The 21532-nt window shown below is 40.8% G+C and carries 16 protein-coding genes; 10 read left to right on the forward strand and 6 right to left on the reverse strand.

Features of this window, described 5'->3' with window-relative positions:
• Nucleotides 1-29 precede the first annotated feature (29 nt).
• A complete protein-coding gene (gene clpB, locus H5154_RS00880) occupies nucleotides 30-2606 on the forward strand; it encodes an ATP-dependent chaperone ClpB (RefSeq protein ID WP_149980795.1) in 2577 nt (858 codons plus the stop codon).
• A 111-nt stretch (nucleotides 2607-2717) separates the two neighbouring features.
• Here the strand turns inward: clpB and H5154_RS00885 are convergent, their stop codons facing one another.
• Nucleotides 2718-4265: a PAS domain-containing methyl-accepting chemotaxis protein gene (locus tag H5154_RS00885; RefSeq protein WP_182717092.1), complete on the reverse strand. Its 1548-nt coding sequence runs from the start codon at nucleotides 4263-4265 to the stop codon at nucleotides 2718-2720.
• Nucleotides 4266-4750: 485 nt separating this feature from the next.
• On the opposite strand from H5154_RS00885, the gene gshA reads away from it, so the two are divergent.
• Complete coding sequence (gshA, locus tag H5154_RS00890; protein ID WP_182717093.1) at nucleotides 4751-6328, forward strand: glutamate--cysteine ligase; 1578 nt, start codon at nucleotides 4751-4753, stop codon at nucleotides 6326-6328.
• A 140-nt stretch (nucleotides 6329-6468) separates the two neighbouring features.
• Nucleotides 6469-7077 carry a hypothetical protein gene (locus H5154_RS00895; RefSeq protein ID WP_145237206.1) on the forward strand — a complete coding sequence of 203 codons (609 nt, stop codon included), beginning with the start codon at nucleotides 6469-6471 and terminating at the stop codon, nucleotides 7075-7077.
• 55 nt (nucleotides 7078-7132) lie between these two features.
• On the opposite strand, the gene H5154_RS00900 is transcribed toward H5154_RS00895, so the two are convergent.
• The 3 genes from H5154_RS00900 to H5154_RS00910 form a co-directional block, all read right to left on the reverse strand.
• Nucleotides 7133-7969, reverse strand: a complete 837-nt coding sequence (locus tag H5154_RS00900) for a mechanosensitive ion channel family protein (RefSeq protein WP_145237203.1) — start codon at nucleotides 7967-7969, stop codon at nucleotides 7133-7135.
• Between the two features lie 136 nt (nucleotides 7970-8105).
• The gene (locus H5154_RS00905) at nucleotides 8106-9374 is read right to left on the reverse strand and encodes an HlyC/CorC family transporter (protein WP_145237200.1); all 1269 of its coding nucleotides are present in this window, start codon (nucleotides 9372-9374) and stop codon (nucleotides 8106-8108) included.
• 61 nt (nucleotides 9375-9435) lie between these two features.
• Nucleotides 9436-10242, reverse strand: a complete 807-nt coding sequence (locus tag H5154_RS00910; protein WP_145237197.1) for an inner membrane protein YpjD — start codon at nucleotides 10240-10242, stop codon at nucleotides 9436-9438.
• A gap of 273 nt (nucleotides 10243-10515) precedes the next feature.
• On the opposite strand from H5154_RS00910, the gene ffh reads away from it, so the two are divergent.
• The 6 genes from ffh to tyrA all read left to right on the forward strand — a co-directional run bounded on the left by ffh (nucleotide 10516) and on the right by tyrA (nucleotide 15650).
• Nucleotides 10516-11895, forward strand: a complete 1380-nt coding sequence (gene ffh / locus H5154_RS00915; RefSeq protein WP_145237194.1) for a signal recognition particle protein — start codon at nucleotides 10516-10518, stop codon at nucleotides 11893-11895.
• Between the two features lie 261 nt (nucleotides 11896-12156).
• The gene (rpsP, locus tag H5154_RS00920) at nucleotides 12157-12405 is read left to right on the forward strand and encodes a 30S ribosomal protein S16 (RefSeq protein ID WP_145237191.1); all 249 of its coding nucleotides are present in this window, start codon (nucleotides 12157-12159) and stop codon (nucleotides 12403-12405) included.
• A gap of 17 nt (nucleotides 12406-12422) precedes the next feature.
• A complete protein-coding gene (rimM, locus tag H5154_RS00925; protein WP_145237188.1) occupies nucleotides 12423-12959 on the forward strand; it encodes a ribosome maturation factor RimM in 537 nt (178 codons plus the stop codon).
• Nucleotides 12959-13726, forward strand: coding sequence for a tRNA (guanosine(37)-N1)-methyltransferase TrmD (trmD, locus tag H5154_RS00930; protein WP_145237185.1), 768 nt, complete (start codon nucleotides 12959-12961; stop codon nucleotides 13724-13726). Before rimM ends, trmD begins: the two co-directional genes overlap by 1 nt.
• 33 nt (nucleotides 13727-13759) lie before the next feature.
• The gene (gene rplS / locus H5154_RS00935) at nucleotides 13760-14119 is read left to right on the forward strand and encodes a 50S ribosomal protein L19 (RefSeq protein WP_002962189.1); all 360 of its coding nucleotides are present in this window, start codon (nucleotides 13760-13762) and stop codon (nucleotides 14117-14119) included.
• A 397-nt stretch (nucleotides 14120-14516) separates the two neighbouring features.
• Nucleotides 14517-15650 carry a bifunctional chorismate mutase/prephenate dehydrogenase gene (gene tyrA, locus H5154_RS00940; RefSeq protein WP_182717094.1) on the forward strand — a complete coding sequence of 378 codons (1134 nt, stop codon included), beginning with the start codon at nucleotides 14517-14519 and terminating at the stop codon, nucleotides 15648-15650.
• 70 nt (nucleotides 15651-15720) lie between these two features.
• On the opposite strand, the gene H5154_RS00945 is transcribed toward tyrA, so the two are convergent.
• Nucleotides 15721-16878, reverse strand: a complete 1158-nt coding sequence (locus H5154_RS00945) for a chorismate mutase (RefSeq protein ID WP_149980790.1) — start codon at nucleotides 16876-16878, stop codon at nucleotides 15721-15723.
• Between the two features lie 360 nt (nucleotides 16879-17238).
• Here H5154_RS00945 and H5154_RS00950 point away from each other — a divergent pair, with 360 nt between their 5' ends.
• Complete coding sequence (locus H5154_RS00950) at nucleotides 17239-20229, forward strand: EAL domain-containing protein (protein ID WP_182717095.1); 2991 nt, start codon at nucleotides 17239-17241, stop codon at nucleotides 20227-20229.
• Nucleotides 20230-20300: 71 nt separating this feature from the next.
• Here H5154_RS00950 and H5154_RS00955 read toward each other — a convergent pair whose 3' ends face one another.
• Entirely contained in the window at nucleotides 20301-21500 is a 1200-nt protein-coding gene (locus tag H5154_RS00955) for an aromatic amino acid transport family protein (protein WP_145237171.1), read from the reverse strand.
• Between the last annotated feature and the right edge of the window lie 32 nt (nucleotides 21501-21532).

The following is a 21532-nucleotide window of genomic DNA, read 5'->3' on the forward strand; positions in this document are numbered from 1 at the left end:
TAATTAGTTTTTTTAATAGGTAACCCCTTATGCGTTTAGATCGATTTACCAGTAAATTTCAATCTGCGCTCTCTGACGCTCAGTCATTAGCGCTTGGTCGTGATCATCAATTTATTGAACCAGTACATTTAATGTATTCACTCTTGCAGCAAAGTGGCTCAAGTGTGCGTGCGTTATTAGCCCAAGCCAGTGTGAGTGCCGATGAACTTAATACCAAGTTATCACAAGAGATAGAAAAGCTATTTAAAGTGGAAGGTGTTGGCGGCGACGTGCAGTTGTCAAATAACATGGTTTCACTGATCAACTTATGCGATAAGTACGCGCAAAAGCGTAAAGATAAATACATCTCCAGTGAGTTATTTGTATTAGCAGCGTGTGATGATAAAGGGCCATTGGGTGATATCTTCCGCGCTTTAAATATGACCAGCACTAAAATAGAAGCAGCAATACAAGCTATTCGCGGTGGTCAAAAAGTTGATGATCCGAATGCTGAAGATACCCGTCAAGCGCTGAAAAAGTTTACTATCGATTTAACTGAGCGTGCAGAGCAAGGTAAACTTGATCCTGTTATTGGCCGCGATGATGAAATTCGCCGCACCATTCAAGTATTACAACGGCGTACTAAAAATAACCCCGTGTTGATTGGCGAACCCGGTGTCGGTAAAACCGCTATAGCTGAAGGGCTCGCGCAGCGTATTATAAATGGCGAAGTGCCTGAAGGCTTGAAAAACAAACGTGTGTTATCGCTTGATTTAGGAGCCTTGGTGGCCGGTGCAAAATACCGTGGTGAGTTTGAAGAACGTTTAAAGTCAGTGCTTAATGAATTGGCTAAAGAAGAAGGCCAAGTGATTCTGTTTATTGACGAAATTCATACTATGGTGGGCGCCGGTAAATCTGATGGTGCAATGGATGCGGGTAATATGCTCAAACCTGCATTGGCTCGAGGTGAACTGCATTGTGTCGGTGCTACAACCCTTGATGAGTATCGTAAATATATTGAAAAAGATGCCGCTTTAGAACGTCGTTTTCAAAAGGTGCTTGTTGAAGAACCATCAGTAGAAGATACCATAGCGATTCTTCGAGGCTTGAAAGAGCGTTACGAGTTACATCACTGTGTTGAAATTACCGATCCAGCCATTGTTGCCGCAGCGCATTTATCGCACCGCTACATTAGCGATCGCCAGCTACCGGATAAAGCCATTGATTTAATTGATGAAGCGGGTTCGTCTATTCGCCTACAAATCGATTCAAAACCAGAATCATTAGATAAATTAGAGCGCCGTATCATCCAGCTAAAACTCGAAGATAATGCACTTGCTAAAGAGAAAGATGACGCCAGTCAAAAGCGTCGTTCTGAGATGCAGGAGCTGATCACCGATCTTGAAGCCCAGTACCGTGAACTTGATGAAGTATGGACAGCTGAGAAAGCCTCTTTGCAAGGTACTCAAGTAATTAAGGCTGAACTTGAGCAAGCGCGATTAGACTTAGATGTTGCTCGTCGTGCCACTGATCTACAACGTATGTCAGAGTTGCAATACGGCCGCATTCCAGAGTTGGAACGTAAACTCGACTTAGCTTCACAAGCTGAAATGCAAGAAATGAGCTTACTTAAAAACCAAGTGGGTGAAGATGAAATTGCTGAGATACTTTCACGTTGGACTGGCATTCCTGTATCGCGCATGCTTCAAGGTGAGCGTGAAAAACTGCTGCAAATGGAAGAACATTTACACCATAAAGTGATCGGTCAAGACGAAGCCGTAGTCGCAGTGGCGAATGCGATTCGTCGTTCACGGGCAGGGCTTGCAGATCCAAATAGGCCAATCGGTTCGTTTTTATTTTTAGGCCCAACCGGGGTCGGTAAAACTGAGCTGACTAAAGCGTTAGCTGGATATATGTTTGATACTGAAAGCGCGATGGTGCGAATTGATATGTCTGAGTTTATGGAAAAGCACTCAGTTGCTCGCTTAGTTGGCGCGCCTCCGGGCTATGTTGGTTATGAAGAAGGTGGCTACTTAACAGAAGCTGTTCGTCGTCGTCCATATTCTGTAATTTTGCTTGATGAAATCGAAAAGGCACATCCTGATGTATTTAATATTCTGCTGCAAGTGTTAGATGATGGTCGTTTAACGGATGGCCAAGGTCGTACTGTTGATTTTAAAAATACAGTGATCATCATGACCTCAAATTTAGGCTCAGATATTATTCAAGAGCAAACCGGTAACAACGATTATGCAGCGTTAAAAGAAAAAGTGATGGGGGTTTTGGTTAATGAGTTTAGACCTGAATTTATTAATCGTATTGATGAAACCGTAGTATTCCACCCACTTGCTAATGAACATATCAAAGAGATTGCAGATATTCAGTTAAGCAAGTTACGTGAGCGCCTAACAGGAATGGGTTACTTGTTACAAATAAGTGATGCAGCTCTTGATCGAATTGCAGCCAGTGGTTTTGATCCGGTTTATGGTGCACGACCACTCAAACGGGCTATTCAACATACCATTGAAAACCCATTATCGCAGAAGTTACTCGCAGGTGAATATCAAAGTGGTGACATGATAGTAATTGATGCTGACGAAAATGGTTTAGTGTTCTCATCACGCTAACTGATTAACTGAGTTTTAAGGCCAGTGAATATGCTGGCCTTAAACTCGCTGCGAATAAAAAGTTATAAAGTAAATATTAAAGATAAACCCCTATCATTTAGCCGCGCTTAATTAAACCTTAAAAGTCAGTAAAATATCGTTAACTTTACGTGAGCCTTCGACAAGCTGTGCAGCACCTTTAGCGACATTAAAGCTCAACGTTAAGTTCTCGTCACTGTAACCTTTTATTTGTGTAATGTTGTCGCTAATATCGAGGCTGACAGTTTGTTGTTGCTCGGCGGCAGCAGATATTTGTGTCGCTAGTTGTGATATTTCACTTATTTGCGCGAAAATGCTATCTAGTTCAACTTGAGTATGTCCGGTGGTATTTACACATTCATCGGCTTGCGCCTTGGTGTTTTTCATGACCGTAGACCAGCTAAACAGGGTATCTTGAATTTCTTTAATAGAGCTATGAATTTGTGCAGTAGCACGTTGAGTACGAGAAGATAATGCACGCACTTCATCGGCAACTACTGCAAAGCCTCGGCCATGTTCACCAGCACGCGCGGCTTCAATTGCAGCATTTAATGCCAGTAAATTGGTTTGCTCTGCAATGCCTTCGATTTCAGTCATTACTTGACCTATTTTATCCGCCTCGGTTGCAAGGGAATTAGCAGTACTTGCCGCTTGTTCAACTTGTAAAGCAAGGTCAGACACCATGGCACTATTGTCTGCAATGTGCAGTTTTATATCAGTGCAGCTTTGGTAAGTAATATTTACTTTTTCAGCGGTATGATGAGTGTTGCCCGATATTTCACCTATGGTTGCGCTCATTTGTGACATTGCGGTGGCCATTTGGCCAAGGCGTTGTCCTTGTGCGGCAATGCCTTTTTCAGTTAATGCTGATTGTTGGTCTAGATTAGCCGCAATACCGGTAAACGTGACAGTCGTATCTTTTACTCGTCCTAATACGGTACGTAATTTAGCATTAAGCATTTGCTGGTTATATTCACTAATACTAAATGGATGATGGCCGACATAGACATAGCGGGATACAGAATCATTTACTGCCTTTAGCTGTTTCAGTGCTGTTGGTGTGAAAACTAATTCATCATAATTTAATAGCATAATTAGTAAACTAAATAACGCGGTTATCAATGCAACAGCAATAGATACAAAAGCTGCTAATAGTACTAAACCAAGTAAGCCAATCAGTAGGGCTGCACTTTGGCGAACACCTACCCATTCACGCCAAGAGGACAACGATTTACCGGCATTTATTTTAGTGTATAGGCTTTGTGCGCGTCGTTTTAGTTGTTCGCTCGGTTTTGTTCGTACTGATTGATAGCCAACGAGTTGACCATGTTCAAAAATAGGAGTAACAAATGCATCAACCCAATAATAGCGGCCATCCTTGCAGCGATTCTTTACCATGCCGCGCCATGAATGACCTTGTTTGAGTTTTCCCCACATTTCTTTAAATGCTGCTTTAGGCATATCTGGGTGGCGAACAATATTATGATTTTTGCCAATCAGTTCTTCAAGGGTGAAGCCGGCAATGTTGCAAAATTCTTTATTTGCATAGGTTATCACTCCACGTATATCTGTAGTGGAGACGAGCTCCTGGTGATCTGAAAAGGTGACTTCTTCGTTTATTAACTGCTGACCCCGACGCATAGGTAGTCCTTAAACATGCTTTATTATTAGTGATGATTATAAAGTTCATACAAATGTAATGATAGCAGGTTCAGTGATCACAGGAGTAAAATAGCTATTAAATAGCTTTTTAATGATCTAAAACAAAGAAACTTGCAAAAAGTGCGCGGGTAATAGCTTAATATATAAATAGATATCATTGCTCTAGTACGAGCAATGAGTAAATGTCAGCAATGAGTTGCACATAATAAGCAAACATTTAATTAGTCAGTATCTTGCATTACTGTGGTGTCATTAAAGCAATTGTATATTAGCTCTTACAATGGCAAGATTAGTAAATATTTGGCTATTATAGCTTGGCTGCCCGCAGCAAGTTTGCTTTACAAACATACGGTGACCTTCTTGGAAAATAGTGGAAATTAGAGTTATGCCACTATTAAACCTTGAGTATTATCAATTTGCCCCCATTGACTTATGATTAGGCCACGTGGCTCGAGGAAGCATTTTTGACTACACATGATTTAACTAAAGCGTTAGCAGCGCTAGCCCCAGAACAGCATAAATACGCAATTAAAGGCATTCAACGCGGTATTGAAAGAGAAGCGTTGCGGATCAAGCCAAACGGTGTAATTTCACAGCAAGGTCATCCAAAAGGGGTTGGTTGTGCGTTAACTAACGGGCATATCACAACTGATTTTTCTGAGTCTTTACTAGAGTTTATAACACCCGTTAGTGAATCTGCTGAAGAAACGTTAAATCAGCTGCAAGACTTACAAAAGTTTACCCTATCACAGATGGGCGATGAATTATTATGGCCTATCAGTATGCCGTGTTTTATAGAACATCAAGATGACATTGTATTAGCTCAATTTGGTGATTCTAATATTGGACGCATGAAAACCTTGTACCGCGAAGGTCTTAAAAATCGTTATGGCAGCATGATGCAAGCGATTGCCGGTGTGCACTTTAATATATCGTTTCCAGAGTCATTTTGGCAGAGTTTAAAAACGATTAAAGGCGATACTGGCTCATTACAAGAGTTTATTTCGGCTGGTTATTTAGGACTGATCCGTAACTTCAAACGAGAACTATGGTTGATCAGTTATTTATTTGGTGCATCGCCAGCGCTGTGTAATTCATTTTTACAAGGGCGTAGTACGGATCTTCCTTTTAAAAAGCTAGGTAAAGGTACGCTTTATCTTGAAGTGGGTACAGCTTTGCGCTTAGGTAATTTGGGTTATACCAACAGTGCTCAGTCATCACTAAAAGTACTGTATAACTCACTAGATGAATATGTAGCAGGATTAAAAAGTGCGATTCATTCACCGTCAGATATTTATGGTCAGCTTGCTGATTATAAAGATGCCCAGCCTAAACAATTGAATAAAAATGTATTGCAGATTGAAAACGAATTTTATTCGCCAATTCGTCCTAAGCGCAATGCTAAAAGTGGTGAAACACCGACTGACGCACTGTTACGTGGCGGTATTGAGTATATTGAAATCAGGGCTCTAGATGTAAATCCATTTGCAGCAACGGGAATTGATATTGAGCAAATTCATTTCCTAGATGTTTTTCTAACTTATTGCTTATTGAAAGATTCTCCAACAATGGATTGGGATTCGCAACAGCGTAGCACCGAAAATTTAGATACGGTTGTAAGCCAAGGTCGCGCTTTAGAAGTGATGCTAAATCGCTCTGGTAGTTTATGCAGTCTAGCAACGTGGGGAGCAGAGATCTTCGTACAGTTACAACAAGTTGCAGCCTATATGGATAATGCTTACGGCGTTAGCTATTACAGCGAAACGATTACTCGATTAAGCCAATGGATAGCAGATCCTGAATTAACATACTCAGGGCGCTACGTTAGTCAACTGAAAGGGTCTGGTATTGATAATGGTTATTTTGCCTTATCGTTGGCAAAAAGTTACCAGCAACAACATCAAGATACGCCATATAAAGTGTATTCAGACAGCTATTTAAAACAACAAGCAGAACAGTCAGTTATTGCTGAACGCGAGTTGAAAGCCGCTGATAATCAAACATTTAATGCATTTTTAGATGATTATTTTGCCACTAAGTAAGTTTGTAGCTAAATAAGCAGGCAAAAAAACGCAGCCCAAGTTGGCTGCGTAAAGATTCTTCAGGGATAAACAATGCTAAACTGCGCATTCATAAAATAAGACTTATACTTTTATAAAAAGTTCAGCGAGCAACAAAAAAAATGAAAAATAGTTTAATTATTTTATCGCTGGGGGCTCTGTTAACTGGTTGCGCAACAGCCCCTCCAAAGCAACCTAATGATATATGTAAAATTTTTGAAGAAAAAAGCGATTGGTACTATGACGCAAAAGATGCCCAAGAAAAATGGGGCTCACCTAAACATGTACTAATGAGCATGATGTATCAAGAAAGCTCCTTTAAACACGATGCTGCACCGCCAATGGAATACTTTTTGTGGGTTATTCCCACAGGGCGAGCAAGTTCAGCTTACGGCTACTCACAAGCAAAAACTCCCACCTGGTCTGATTATATTCGTGAAACGGGTAATAGCGGCGCAGATCGCGATGATTTTGATGACGCTATCGACTTTATGGGCTGGTTTGTTTATAAGACTCATAAAGTTAATGGCATCTCGAAATGGGATGCCTACGCGCAATACCTAAATTACCACGAAGGCTGGGGCGGTTATAAACGCGGCACCTATAAAAATAAAAAGTGGTTAATGGCAGTGGCTAATAAAGTAAAAAATCGTGCAAGTCGCTATGCGGCTCAGCTTAAACGTTGTGAAGACGATTTAGATAAAGGGTGGTTAGAAAGATTATTTAGCTGATCTGACAAGATTCAAGATTTTAAAAAGCCCGCTGTGCGGGCTTTTTAATATTAGTTTATTTCCCTGGGAATTGATGAATATGTACATCGCGCTGTGGGAATGGAATGGTAATATTTTCTTTATCGAAGGCAATTTTAACGCGTTCGTATAAACCAAAATACACTGGCCAGTAATTTTCAGAATCAACCCATGCCCAGACCAACATGCCGATATGGCTATCGCCATGCTGACTTACATGCACAACCGGTTGTTTTGCCTCATCTTTGAGTACTAACTCGTAGCTATTTAACACGCCCATTAGTACTTCTCGCGCTTTAAGCACATCATCACTGTAGCTAATACCAAACTCAATATCGACGCGGCGAGTTGGTTCTGCAAACTTGTTTTTTACACAGCCATTAGAAAGTGCACCATTTGGGATGATAATTTTTTCATTATCATAAGTGAGTAGTACGGTAACAAATATTTGAATTTCAACCACTTTGCCCATATAGCCTTGGGCTTCAATGACATCACCAATTTTAAATGGTTTAAAAAATAAGATCAGCACACCACCAGCGAAATTCGCTAGGCTGCCTTGTAATGCCATACCGACCGCTAAACCTGCAGCACCGAGCATAGCGATGAACGAGGTTGTTTCTATACCAATCATTGATGCGACTGAGATCAGTAATAGTAACTTTAAAATAACCGATAAGAAGGAGACCAAAAAATGACTTAATCCGGCTTCAAATTTTACCTTTGCCATTGATTTTTCAGCCATACTGGCAATACGGCCAACAAACCACCAACCAACAATTAAAACAAAGATTGCCAATAAAAATCGAGGGCCATAGGTCATTAGCATTTCAATCGCTTTGGTGTACAGGGTCTCGATAGAGATATCTTCCATTGCATTTTCCACATCTATAAAGTTACAAATATAATAGCCTAATAATTAACACTTTATAGAGAATAATGAACAAAAAATTTGTTGCGGGGATGAGCAGAGGGAGTAGAGTAACCATAGGTTACTCTACAGATATTGCTTATATTTTGCGCTTGTTCGCTTGAATGCGCACCAGTTTGATCATGTTCTCTTTTACTTCAACAACTTCAATCGGATAGCCTGCAATACGCAAACTCAAGTTGGCATCAGGAATGTCTTCTAAGTATTCGACAATTAAGCCACTTAATGTTTTCGGGCCATCAAGAGGGAACTCCCAATCCATTTCTTTGTTTAGATCGCGTACGTTAGCACCGCCATCAACTAAAAATGAGCCATCATCTTGTGACACAACTTCTTCACTTGGAGTACGTGTTTGCGTAGTGGTAAAGTCACCGACCACTTCTTCAAGAATATCTTCGAGGGTAACTAATCCTTGAATATCACCATATTCATCAACTACTAAACCGATACGCTCTTTTGATTGCTGAAATTTAAATAGCTGAGTATTGAGCGACGTACCTTCAGGAATAAAATAAATCTCACGAACTGCGCGAAGCAATGATGGTTTATCAAATTGCTCTTTTGTTAATAACCGCAGTGCATCCCGTGAGTGAATAAAGCCTACCGCATCATCAATTTGGTCGCGATATAAAAGTACTCGCGTGTGTTGTGCATGGGTAAGCTGTTTACTAATTAGTTTCCAGTCATCATTGATATCAATGGCAACAATTTCGTTGCGCGGGATCATAATATCTTCGACAGTGACTTGCTCTAAATCTAAAATGGAGGTCAACATACTTTGGTGACGCGCGGGGATCAGCGCACCCGATTCATTCAGCACCGTTTTTAATTCTTCTTTACTCATGCTGTGCTCATCTATTTGTGCAGCACTAATACCAAATAGGCGTAATATGCCATTGGTCATCCAGTTAACGACGACGACAAATGGAAAGAGAATTTTTAGTAACCCTTTGAGTATCACCGAACTAGGAAAGGCAACTTTTTCAGGGTAAAGCGCAGCTAGCGTTTTAGGCGTAACTTCTGCAAATATAAGCACTACTAAAGTTAGTGCGCCAGTGGCAATAGCGATACCTAAATCACCATATAAACGAATACCGATAATGGTTGCAACCTGCGCGGCAGCAATATTCACCAAGTTATTACCGATGAGGATAAGGCCAATAAGTCTATCAGGACGGCTCAAAAGTTTGTTGACACGCTTTGCTGCGCGGTGATTTTCTTTAGCAAGGTGGCGTAAGCGGATTCTGTTAATTGACATAATGCCCGTTTCAGAACCAGAAAAATATGCAGAACAAAGTATGAGTATTCCAAGTATTATAAACAAAACACTTGTAGAGATGTCGTCCAAAGAAGGATCCTTTTTTATTTAACCAATGCGTATTAAGCGGGAGTGAGCTGCCTGAGTCAAGTTAAAACTTATTCAGGATCACCTCTTGCACAAAACGACTGCCAAAATATGCCAGCGTTAAAACAAAAGCAGCAGCCATGATAGCTAGTACGACCGGTTTCCCACGCCAGCCTTGCTTTAAGTGACCAATTGTCACCGTTGCAAACATAGCCCAAGCAATTAATGATAAAACAGTTTTATGAATAAATTCACTAGCAAACATGCCATCAAGAAAAATAAAACCAGATAATAACGCTAAGGTTAACAAAACCGTGCCTAGCGTTAATAAGTGATAGAGTTGGCGTTCAACCACCATTAATGGCGGTAAATGGCTATGCACAATCGCTAAGTCTTTTCGTTTTAAACGTTTATCAATAAAGTAAAACTGTACGCCATATAAAGTGGCAATAATTAACACACAGTATGCAAGCAGGGAAAGCGAAATATGAGTGACTAAACCTATTTCAACATCAATACTTTGCAATAAAATATGATGCGGGATAAATAAGCTGGCAATTGTTAGCAAAGCAGCAAAGCCATAGACAACAGGCAGTAATAATGTGGCAGGGAATTTTAATGACACTGTAGTGACAGAGACCACAATCACCCAGCAGGTTAATAGTGATACATTAACAATACTTAAATCTTGGCCATCGGCGCGAAACACTGAATTCACCAGTAATAACATGTGCGCTAAAATTGCCACCGTGCTGAGGATAACCGTCAGCTTTTGGCTCGGACCTTGTTGGTGAAATAACCGAGACAGCACGTGAGACGTCGCGAAGATATAAAATAAACTGGCAATAATAGTTAAACTAATAATCAGCATAGTGCTTGGGCCACTCAATTTGAGTCAAATATTCCTTGTTAGAGTAATGGCATTGTATTTTATAGTGAGGCAAATGCATAGAGTTTGTAAAAAGAAACTCAAACAGCTCACTTGAACACTGTATTGTGCGCCACCATTTACGGTATACTGTTTTTAATTAAAATTTTAATAATACTGATTATATGAAATCAGCGCTATTAATAGTAAGTGCTAAACTTGCGGCAATAACGTTGGTTGGGAAATTGGTATATCACGTTTGATCGGAACCTTTACATGTTTGAGAACCTCCAAGAACGATTAGGTAAAACCTTAAAGAATATCAGCGGCCGTGGACGCCTTACTGAAGACAATATAAAAGATACACTACGCGAAGTGCGTATGGCTTTTTTAGAAGCCGACGTCGCTTTACCCGTTGTTCGTGAGTTTGTTAAACAAGTTAAAGAGCGCGCGGTAGGTATTGAAGTAACTAAGAGCCTAAGTCCTGGGCAAGTGTTCATTAAAATCGTTCGCGAAGAGCTTGAAAAAGCCATGGGTGAAGCAAACGAAGAGTTGAGCCTAAACGCACAACCGCCAGCCGTTGTAATGATGGCGGGTCTGCAAGGTGCGGGTAAAACGACCAGTGTTGCTAAGCTTGCCAAATTCTTAAAAGAACGTAAAAAGAAATCAGTATTAGTAGTCAGTGCCGACGTTTATCGTCCTGCGGCTATTAAACAGTTGGAAACACTGGCCGATGAAGTAGGTGTTGAGTTTTTCCCAAGTGACATTTCACAACAGCCGGTTGATATTGCGAAGGCAGCTATTTCTCATGCGAAAAAGAAATTTATCGATGTTGTATTAGTTGATACCGCAGGTCGTTTGCATGTTGATAATGACATGATGGACGAGATTAAAAATCTTCATCATGCTATTAACCCAATCGAAACCTTGTTTGTGGTTGATGCCATGACGGGTCAAGATGCTGCCAATACTGCCAAAGCGTTTGATGAAGCATTACCTCTGACCGGTGTGATACTAACCAAGACCGATGGTGATGCGCGCGGTGGTGCTGCACTATCAATCCGCCATATTACCGGCAAGCCTATTAAGTTTATGGGTGTTGGTGAGCGCACTGATGCGCTTGAGCCTTTCCATCCAGATCGTATCGCATCGCGTATACTTGGTATGGGGGATGTACTTTCATTGATCGAAGAAGTCGAAATGAAAGTCGATAAAGAGCAAGCTGCAAAAGTTGCTGAAAAAGTTTTTAAAGGTGATGGCTTTACTCTTGATGATTTTGCTGATCAATTAAAGCAAATGAAAAGCATGGGCGGCATGATGTCAATGCTTGATAAATTACCTGGTATGCAAAACCTGCCTGATGCAGTGAAAGGTCAGATGGGTGATAAAACCTTTATTCAGATGGAAGCGATCATCAGCTCAATGACGAAAAAAGAGCGTGCACGTCCAGAGATCATTAAAGGCTCTCGTAAAAAGCGTATTGCAGCGGGCTCTGGTACGCAAGTACAAGAGATCAATAAGCTGTTAAAACAGTTTACGCAGATGCAAAAAATGATGAAAAAAATGAAAGGTAAAGGCGGCATGATGAAAATGATGCGCGGCATGAAAGGCATGTTACCACCAGGAATGATGGGTGGCGGTGGCCCTAAATTTTAATGTTTTAACTGACGCCATGCAGATGTAGCTAATCAGTTAACTAAAAAGAGAGGCAAATAGCCTCTTTTTTTGTAGATAAATTATGCGTTGAAAGTTCTATATAGCCTGATTTAACGCGTAGATCATAGTTTAATCAACTTAACAGTCATTTCGAGTCACTTCTTACTTGCATTGTTGCTAAAAACTCGTACAATTCCCCAGCTCCCCATACTGGGGAGTAAATCTTATTAATGAAAACAGTCAATCTATTTAGAGGACGGTATGGTAACTATTCGTTTGCAACGTGGTGGCGCTAAAAAACGCCCTTTCTATCAAATTGTGGTTGCGGATAGCCGTTTCTCGCGTGACGGTCGCTTCATCGAGAAAGTAGGCTTTTTTAACCCAATTGCTAGTGGTCAAGAAGAAAAAGTACGTTTAGATTTATCTCGTGTAGAACACTGGGTAGGTCAGGGCGCATCTCTTTCAGATCGCGTAAATAAGTTAGTTAAAGACGCTCGTAAAGCGGCTTAATAGGCGTAAGTGTAACCATGAGTCAAGAGAACACCTCATCAATAATTGTCGTAGGAAAGCTCGGTGCCCCATATGGTATAAAGGGCTGGCTTAAGGTACATTCATTTACTGATGATCCCATAGGGATCTTCGATTTCAGCCCGTGGTTGATAGGGCAGCAAGGTAAATGGCAGACCTTAGAAGTGGTCGACTGGCGTCGCCACAACAAAGGCTTTATCGCTAAATTTGCGCAAGTAAACGATCGAGACGAAGCAATGGCTTATACCCATGCAGAAATCTCAATGGATGCAGCGCAATTACCAGAACTCCCGCAAGGTGAGTTCTATTGGCGAGATCTCATTGGCATGTCTGTTGTAACCGATAAAGGTTATGACTTAGGCATAGTTGATGACCTGATGGAGACAGGCTCAAATGACGTATTGGTTGTGAAAGCAAACAATAAAGATGCATTTGGCCAAGCAGAGCGTTTAATTCCGTTTTTAACTGATTCAGTTATCAAAGAGATTAAGCACGATGTAAAAGAAATTACAGTAGACTGGGATCCTGGCTTTTAATGAGTCAAACGAGTTCGTTGTGGGTAGGGGTTATCAGCCTTTTCCCGGACATGTTTGATGCCATTACAACGCAAGGTGTAACTGGTCGAGCAGTAAAAAATGGTCTGATCGACTTTAACTGCTGGAACCCACGAGATTATGCTATTGATAAGCATAGGACCGTGGATGATCGTCCTTACGGGGGCGGTCCAGGTATGTTAATGATGGTTGAACCACTAAAGCAAGCCATTCTTGACGCCAAACAGGCGGCAGGAGATGGTGCAAAAGTAATTTATATGTCCCCGCAAGGGCGCAAATTAGATCAGCAAGGGGCAAGCGAACTCGCAAGCTCTAAAAAACTGATTTTAATTGCCGGTCGCTATGAAGGTATAGACGAGAGAATAATAGAATCATACGTTGACGAAGAATGGTCAATTGGTGATTTTATTTTGAGTGGTGGTGAACTACCAGCCATGACATTAATTGACGCAGTAGCGCGATTAGTGCCGGGCGTATTAGGACACAACCAGTCAGCAGAGCAAGACTCATTTTCGGATGGCTTGCTGGATTGTCCTCACTATACACGGCCAGAAACATTGGACGACAAACAGGTGCCTGCTGTATTACTCAGCGGAAACCACCAAGAGATAGCAAAATGGCGGCTGATGCAGTCATTAGGCAGAACTTGGTTACGCCGTCCTGACTTGTTGCATAACCTAGCTCTGACTGAGGAGCAAGCGGTATTACTCGCGAAATTTCAGCAAGAGTACCAAAAAGCTTGTGGCTAGAAGACAGTTACACCTAGGAAAGTGAGAAACATAATGGCAAAAGTAAACCAAAATATTATTAAAGCGCTTGAAGATGAGCAGCTTAAAACAGACGTACCTGCATTTGGCCCTGGTGATACAGTGGTTGTACAGGTAAAAGTAAAAGAAGGTGCTAAAGAGCGTCTACAGGCCTTTGAAGGTGTTGTAATCGCTAAGCGTAACCGTGGTCTTCACTCAGCATTCACAGTTCGTAAAATTTCGAACGGTGAAGGTGTTGAGCGTGTATTCCAAACGCACAGCCCTCTTATCGATAGCGTAGCAGTTAAGCGTCGCGGTGCAGTTCGCCGTGCGAAACTTTACTATCTACGTGAGCGTTCTGGTAAATCTGCACGTATTAGAGAAAAACTTAACTAATACGCGCTGTTTATCAACGCAAAAAAACGGGTTGCAACCTTCGGGCTGCAACCCGTTTTGGTTTTTAGAGATAGTAAGTTAGTTAGGGTAAAGTTATCGAATTAGAAGGCTAGTGAGGGTAAAGTTAAAAGATTAAGATCGCTCAACGTTAAAGTGATCACCATAACTTGATTAGAGCGCAGAGAAGTTCAGCAAAAAAATACCCATCCAAGAATTACTCATAAATCAAATACAACTCGGCCAACTTATAACTTATGGCTTAACGCTTAAACCCTCATTCTTTTGCTTATTTAGCCTTTTAACAACTAAGCGATCCTGTTAGTATTTATCGTATTGATTAGTTTACTTTTATGTAAATTTAAATGTACGAAATTGCAGTTTCTAAGGTGGTAGTCGCGTGGCGGATATAAAAGAGTTAGATAAGTTAAGAGAGGGGATCGATGAATGTGATGCCCAGTTGGTTGCACTGCTGGCTAGACGTAATAGTATTACCGAGCAGATCGGCGCAATCAAACAACAAACGGGTGCGCCACTGCATGCGCCTGATCGTGAAGCTACTTTATTAGCTGCTCGTCGCCAAGAAGCGATTAACCAAGGTGTTAATCCTGAATTGGTGGAAGATATCCTACGCCGTATGATGCGCGAAGCTTACCAAAATCAACAGGCTAAATTAGCATGTAGCGCGCCACAGTTATCACCTATTGTGATTGTTGGTGGTCAAGGCGCTATGGGGCAATTGTTTGCTCAGCAATTTATCCGCTCAGGGTATGAAGTTAGAATACTCGACAAAGAACAGCAAAGTAACGCGCAAGAAACATTAGCGGGTGCAAAACTGGTGATGATCAGTGTGCCAATTAATGCCTTAGAAACAGTGGTTACTGCCTTACCTAAGCTCGATGATGATTGTTTATTAGTTGATATTACTTCAGTTAAGCAAGCACCGTTAAAAGTATTAAAAGCAGTGCATAGCGGTCCTGTAGTAGGTTTACATCCAATGTTTGGTCCTGATATTTCTCATTGGGTAAAGCAAACAGTGGTGGTTTGCGAAGGCCGTAACCATGAGATTGCCCAAGGTTTATTATCGCAACTGCAAGTGTGGGGCTGTCAACTTGTTGAACTCGATGCGCAAAAGCACGATGAAGCCATGCAAATTATTCAGGTTATGCGCCATTTAACCACTTTTGTATACGGTCAGTTTCTAGCAAAACAAGGTCATACTCTCGAGGAGCTCCGCAGTTGTTCGTCACCGATTTACCAATTAGAGTTGATGATGGTAGGGCGCTTATTCGCACAATCACCAGAGCTTTATTCAGACATTATGCTAGCGCAATTTGATAACGTAGAGCCTTTACTTGCACAATATCAAGATACGTTTGCAAGTACCTTGGCAAAATTAAAAGCCGGTGATAAGGCCGCTTTAATTGATTCATTTGCGGATGCTAAAGCGTATTTTTCAGATGCTACTGCGCATTTTTTAACGCAAAGTCGCAGCCTGTTAAACAAAGCTAATGATGCGAAAGTACTTGATTGATAACCGCTGTGTGAAAAACAGATAATAAAAAAGGGCTAATTTTAGCCCTTTTTTATATTTTACTTAGCGCTTAACTTTCTATACTAACAGCTTGCAGCGATTCACTTTGGTAACAGCCCAGTACGCGTACATATTGGGTGTGTTCTTTAAGTTCTTCAAGTGCTTGCTTAACATGGTTATCAACCAGGTTTGCTTCTAAATCCACATAGAATACTTCTTCCCATGGGTTACCCGGCACAGGGCGTGATTCTAGTTTTACTAAGTTGATATTATGTTCTTTGAAAATCATCAACGCATCAGCCAAAGAACCTGCTTGTTGTTTAGTTGCCATAATTAAACTGGTTTTAGTCGGGATCTGTTTTGATACATAAAGAGGCTTACGGGCAACTACAATAAAACGGCTATGATTTTCACGTTGATTCGCAAGGCCTGATTTAATCACTTCTAAACCCACATTCTTACCCGCTTGAGCTGAACCAATTGCTGCGCTATTAGGGGTATCTAATGCTAATTGTAGAGCGCTTGAGGTTGAATCGCATGTTTCATGTTGAATATCTCCTAAGCCTTGTAAAAAGCGACTACATTGAGCGAATGGTTGCGGGTGAGCAAAAATCTTACTGATCTGACTAAGCTCAGTACCCGGTGTGACCAATAAACAATGTTCAACACTGTGGGTTACTTCACCAACGATGGAGACTTGTGCGTGTTGCAGTAAATCAAACACTTCGTTAATACTGCCAGAGCTGGTGTTTTCAATGGGTAATAAGCCAAAATCTGCTTGACCATTTTCAACTTTACCAGTGATCTGTTCAAAGCTAGAGCAGCCCATTTCAACAAGTTTACCTGGGCGACGGCTAAAATATTTATGACAAGCAAGTTGGCTGTAAGAACCTTGACCACCTAAATAAGCAACACGGTGTGTTTCACTCATAGCATCTGGGTTTAAGTTCTTCTGTAACATGGCTTGTTGATTAAGTACTGAATCTTCTAAAATTGTTTGGAAAACGTTATTCACATAATAAGCGTCCAAACCAAGAGACTTACCATAACCGATGAGTTTTTCTAACAAGGCAAGTTCTCGGGCCTCATCACGTATCGGTTTATTATTAGCAATCTTATATTCTACAACGCCGTGGCTAATACGGCGACGTTTTGCTAATAGCACTAATAGGTCAGAATCAATTTCATTGATATCGTGTCTAAGTGAATTAAGTACATCATTAGTCATTTTTGGGTTCCTCATTCCAAAAAATTACCTTTTGGGTAATAAAAACAAAAAAGCCTCCCAATTGGGAGGCTTTGCTATTCGGTTGATTTAATCTCGCAAACAGGTAAGCCTCTTCTATCTAAAGAAGCTAAAAAACGAAAAATGTAATTGCGAAAATATTATATTCATACTCTTAATGTATGGAGAGTGGGCTATAAAGTCAACACTCTAGCGGGTTTTATCGCCGCCAAAGGATAGTTTATTTTTGATATGGGATTTTTTCAGTAATTTCAACGAAAAATTTATAAATCTAAATAGGGATCTGGTATATTTATTTAGGTGAATTTAAATAAAAATAATTATTAAAAATAAGGTTGTCCTGTGGTGTATAGACGCCCACCATCACGCTTTGGTGTAAATTCGTTGAGTATGAAGCTTTCGCTGTTAATTTCGGCAATTTGTTTAATTGCTGGGATCTGTGCAGCGGTGTTAATGCTAAAATCAGAAGAAAAACAATTGGTATTTGAAGAACATGAAGTTCTCAAGCATTCCAGCGAACGTCTGATCCGTCAGTTTAATACTCTGGTGAAAACCAAAATTAATATTGCGGAGCAAGCGAATAATGTCGTCTCTAGCCAATTATTTTATAATTCCTCGCAATTGCTCAGTAGCCAAAGTGCGCAGCTCAGCTTTGACCCCGATGGCAGTATTCGCAGTGCCTCTGATGATGGTTTATCTGCGGCTTTTATGCCACAAGATAAGTACTCACCTTTTTATAAAAAACTCATTAATGATTCTGAATCGCTATGGAAAATTGTAGCGCCTACCTTGATCCAAGATTTCTTTAACTTTTATTTAATCACCAAAGATAATTTTATCCGTATTGCGCCACCTAATTGGGCTCTGAATGTTGCAGGCTCTCATCAGTTTATTGATAATCAAAGTTTTAATTACGCAAAAGAAGCGCTTAACCCAACCCGCTCGGCTGTGTGGTCTAAAGTTTACTACGATAAAATTTGGCATAAATGGGTGGTGAGTTTACTGGTGCCAGTTTATCTTGAAAATGAATTTTTAGGTGTTACTGGCAGCGATTTAGCACTCGATACGCTTATTTCGCAATTACCGATCGGTGACAAGGAGCAGCACTTATTTGTTTTTGATAGCCAAGGGCAATTACTTGCTCATCCTGATCTGAATAAAAATCTTTACGAAACCTACGGTAAAGCAGGCAAACCACTACGCACTCATGATTTTGTTAATGGCGATCTACAAGAGCTGATCAATCAAACTATCAAAATGCATTTACCAGAATACGCAGACTCTTTTGTACAAGATGGTGAAACGCACATCATTAATATTCGTAAAGTTGATAATTTAGACTGGTATATAGGAATTTACAAAAAACGTTCATCAGCACTTTCAGCACTTGAAGAGCTAAAAGTGAAGTTTTTTGGGTTGTTTATTTTATATGCCATTTTAGTCGCACTGTTATTACATCAAGCACTTTACCAACTGGTGTTACGTCGTATTCATTCATTAGTACATGCGGTAACCAGCTTTGGCAAAGGGCACTTACAAATTGAATTTCCAAAAGAAAATAAAGACGAAATTGGTACTTTAAATGGCTCTTTTCGCGATATGGCTATTGAAATTCGTAAGCTTATTGATGGTCTGAATCAGCGTATTACAGAAAAAGAGATTGCCGAAAAAGCCGCAAATCGATTATCTAAAGCGGTTGCTTTTTCTGGCACTGCAGTGGTCATCACCGATCAAAACTTCGTGATTGAATACGTCAATCCAAAAATGTTAGAAATGACCGGATTTGAAGAAAATCACTTTATGCAGTCACCGCTATTAAGTATTATCGCCAAAGAAATGGCTATTTTGGTTGATGACATTGATATTGATTTACGCAGCCGAAATTATTGGCGTGGCGATACTTTGATCCAAGGTCTAGATAAAAAGCCAATCTGGGTGTCGCTCAGTATCTCACCAATTCGCGAAGACGGTGGCAGCATCACCAGTTATGTTGCCTCAGCACAGGATATTTCGTTTGTTAAAGAAAGCCAGCGGAAAATGGAGCAATTGGCTTATTTCGACACCTTAACAGGGCTGGCTAACCGTACCTTCTTTAGAATGCAATTACGTAAGTCAATGGCGCTTGCAGAGCGTGGCCATTATGCGTTTGCTTTATTCTATTTTGATTTAGATGAGTTTAAGCGTATTAACGATACACTTGGTCATGATGCAGGCGATCAGCTACTCGTTGAGGTTGCTAACCGTTTGAAAAAACGACTGCGAGCGGAAGATACAATTGCCCGTTTAGGTGGCGATGAGTTTGCAGTTTTACTCAGTGGAATTGAGCGTCAAGAGCATGCAATGGATGTTGCTAACACGATTCAAAAAACATTGAATGTGCCAATAATGCTTGGCAATAACGAGGTCATTATTAGTGCTAGTATTGGCATTACTATGGCACCATATGATAGCAAAGAAGAAGACCAGTTATTAAAACACGCTGATTTAGCTATGTATGAGGCTAAAGCAAAAGGGCGTAATACTTATCACTTTTATAGCCAAGAATTAGATGCTGCAGCAAATGAGCGACTGTTTATTGAAAACGAACTGCGTTTAGCAATCAAAGCACGGCAATTTGTGATTTTCTATCAACCACAAGTTGATAGTCGCACTCAGCATGTGGTCGGTTATGAAGCCTTGATCCGCTGGTTCCACCCAACTGAAGGGATGATCCCACCTACCAAGTTTATCCCAATAGCTGAAGCAACAGGTTTAATAGTTGAGTTAGGTGCTTGGGTGCTACAAGAAGCGTGTGAGTTTGCAGCAAGATTAGCAGCGCAAGGGCGAGAAAATAATATTTCGATTAATCTCTCTGCTCGTCAGTTTAAAGATGCTAAGTTAGTGCCATTATTGGCATCGATTATTAAGAAAACCAAGGTGTCGGCTAAGCGGTTACATCTGGAATTAACCGAAAGTATGCTAATGGGTAATGTGGAAGCGGCAATTACGCAATTACATCAGCTAAAAGCGCTTGGCGTGTCAATATCGATAGACGACTTTGGCACGGGTTATTCGTCATTGAGCTACTTAAAACGTTTCCCAGTTGATATTTTAAAAGTTGACCGCTCGTTTGTTAAAGATATACCGGATGATCCAAATGACATGGAGATCACTGCGGCAATTATAGCGATGGCACAAAAGTTAAAATTGAATGTGGTAGCCGAAGGCGTTGAGACCATAGAACAAGTGGAGTTTTTACAAAACAATAACTGCTTTATAGTGCAAGGCTATTATTATAGCCCGCCTATAGCAGAGCAAGATTTGCCAAAGCTATTTGCAAAGCTTGATGATTGAGTTAAACACATGTTTAATCTAACTCAAGTTAGTTAAAATACCAAAAGGCACCATTTAGGTGCCTTTTTGCATTAACCTATCGCGGGGATTAAACCTGCCATCTGCAGCCCTTGGGCGCTGATAATAAGCACGCCGCAAAGCGCCGCTACTGCCAGACCAAAATTACCACCACGCACTGTATAGCCGCCTTTATCGCTGCTACGCTGCTTATAAACCATTGCTACGGGTAAAAACACTGCTAGTACGACTAAAGCGATAGCTGCATAGCCAAGCGCCATAATAAAACCTTGTGGGTAAAACAATGCAAATCCTAATGGCGGGATAAAAGTAATGAGGGCTGTTTTTATCCGATCTTTATTACCATCTCCTTTTTTAAAGGCATCAGCAAAGAAATCAAATAATCCTAGGCTCACCCCTAAAAATGAGGTTGCCAGTGCTAAGTCTGCAAATAGGTTAACTGCAGTGGCAACAGCTGCGTTATTAGCGATACTGGCAATACTTGCCACAAAGCCTGGTAAGCCAGAGCTTTTTAGTAATTCAGCTTGACTCATCATACCTTGGCTGATCAACTGCCAAAAAATGTAAATAACCAGCGGTAAAGCTGCTCCGGCAATCATGACACGGCGTAAGGTTTTAATATCTAAACCAACATATTTAACGATCGATGGGATCGAACCATGAAAACCAAAAGAGGTAAATACCACAGGAATAGCTGATAAAATAAGGCCTTGTTCAATGGGCATTTCGAGTAAATGTTGGCCATGAACATACGGGGTTAACATATAAAATAAGCTCGCCAGTACCACAATTTTGATGCTAAATAACACTCGGTTTAGCTTATCGACCTTACTGGTGCCTAAGGTAACAACTGTGCCTATTACAATCGCTAGAATGATTGAACCTACTTGCGGAGCAATATCGAGGCTAAAGCCGTTATTTATTTTTTCTTGTAGTTGCGCACCACCACCTGCAATGTAAGCTGAGCAAAGCGCATAGAATAAAAACATCACCGAAAAATTAGCCAGATATTGGCCGCGTTTACCTAACCATGATTTTGCTAACGTATTTAGCGTGGCATCGCGATCAGCATGTTGATGTAATTCGAGCATTAATAATGCGGTATAAGTCATTAACGCCCATATTGAAATAATTAATGCTAATGCGGTTGTAAAGCCAAGTCCCGCAGAAGCGATTGGTAGCGCCAACATCCCTGCGCCGATAGTGGTACCTGCAACAATTAACATGCTGCCTATTGTTTTATTTTTAAGCACTTTTTGCCCCTAAAACATCGTGAGAGGCAGGC

This window comes from Pseudoalteromonas sp. SR44-5, assembly GCF_014163675.1.
Lineage (GTDB): Bacteria > Pseudomonadota > Gammaproteobacteria > Enterobacterales > Alteromonadaceae > Pseudoalteromonas > Pseudoalteromonas rhizosphaerae.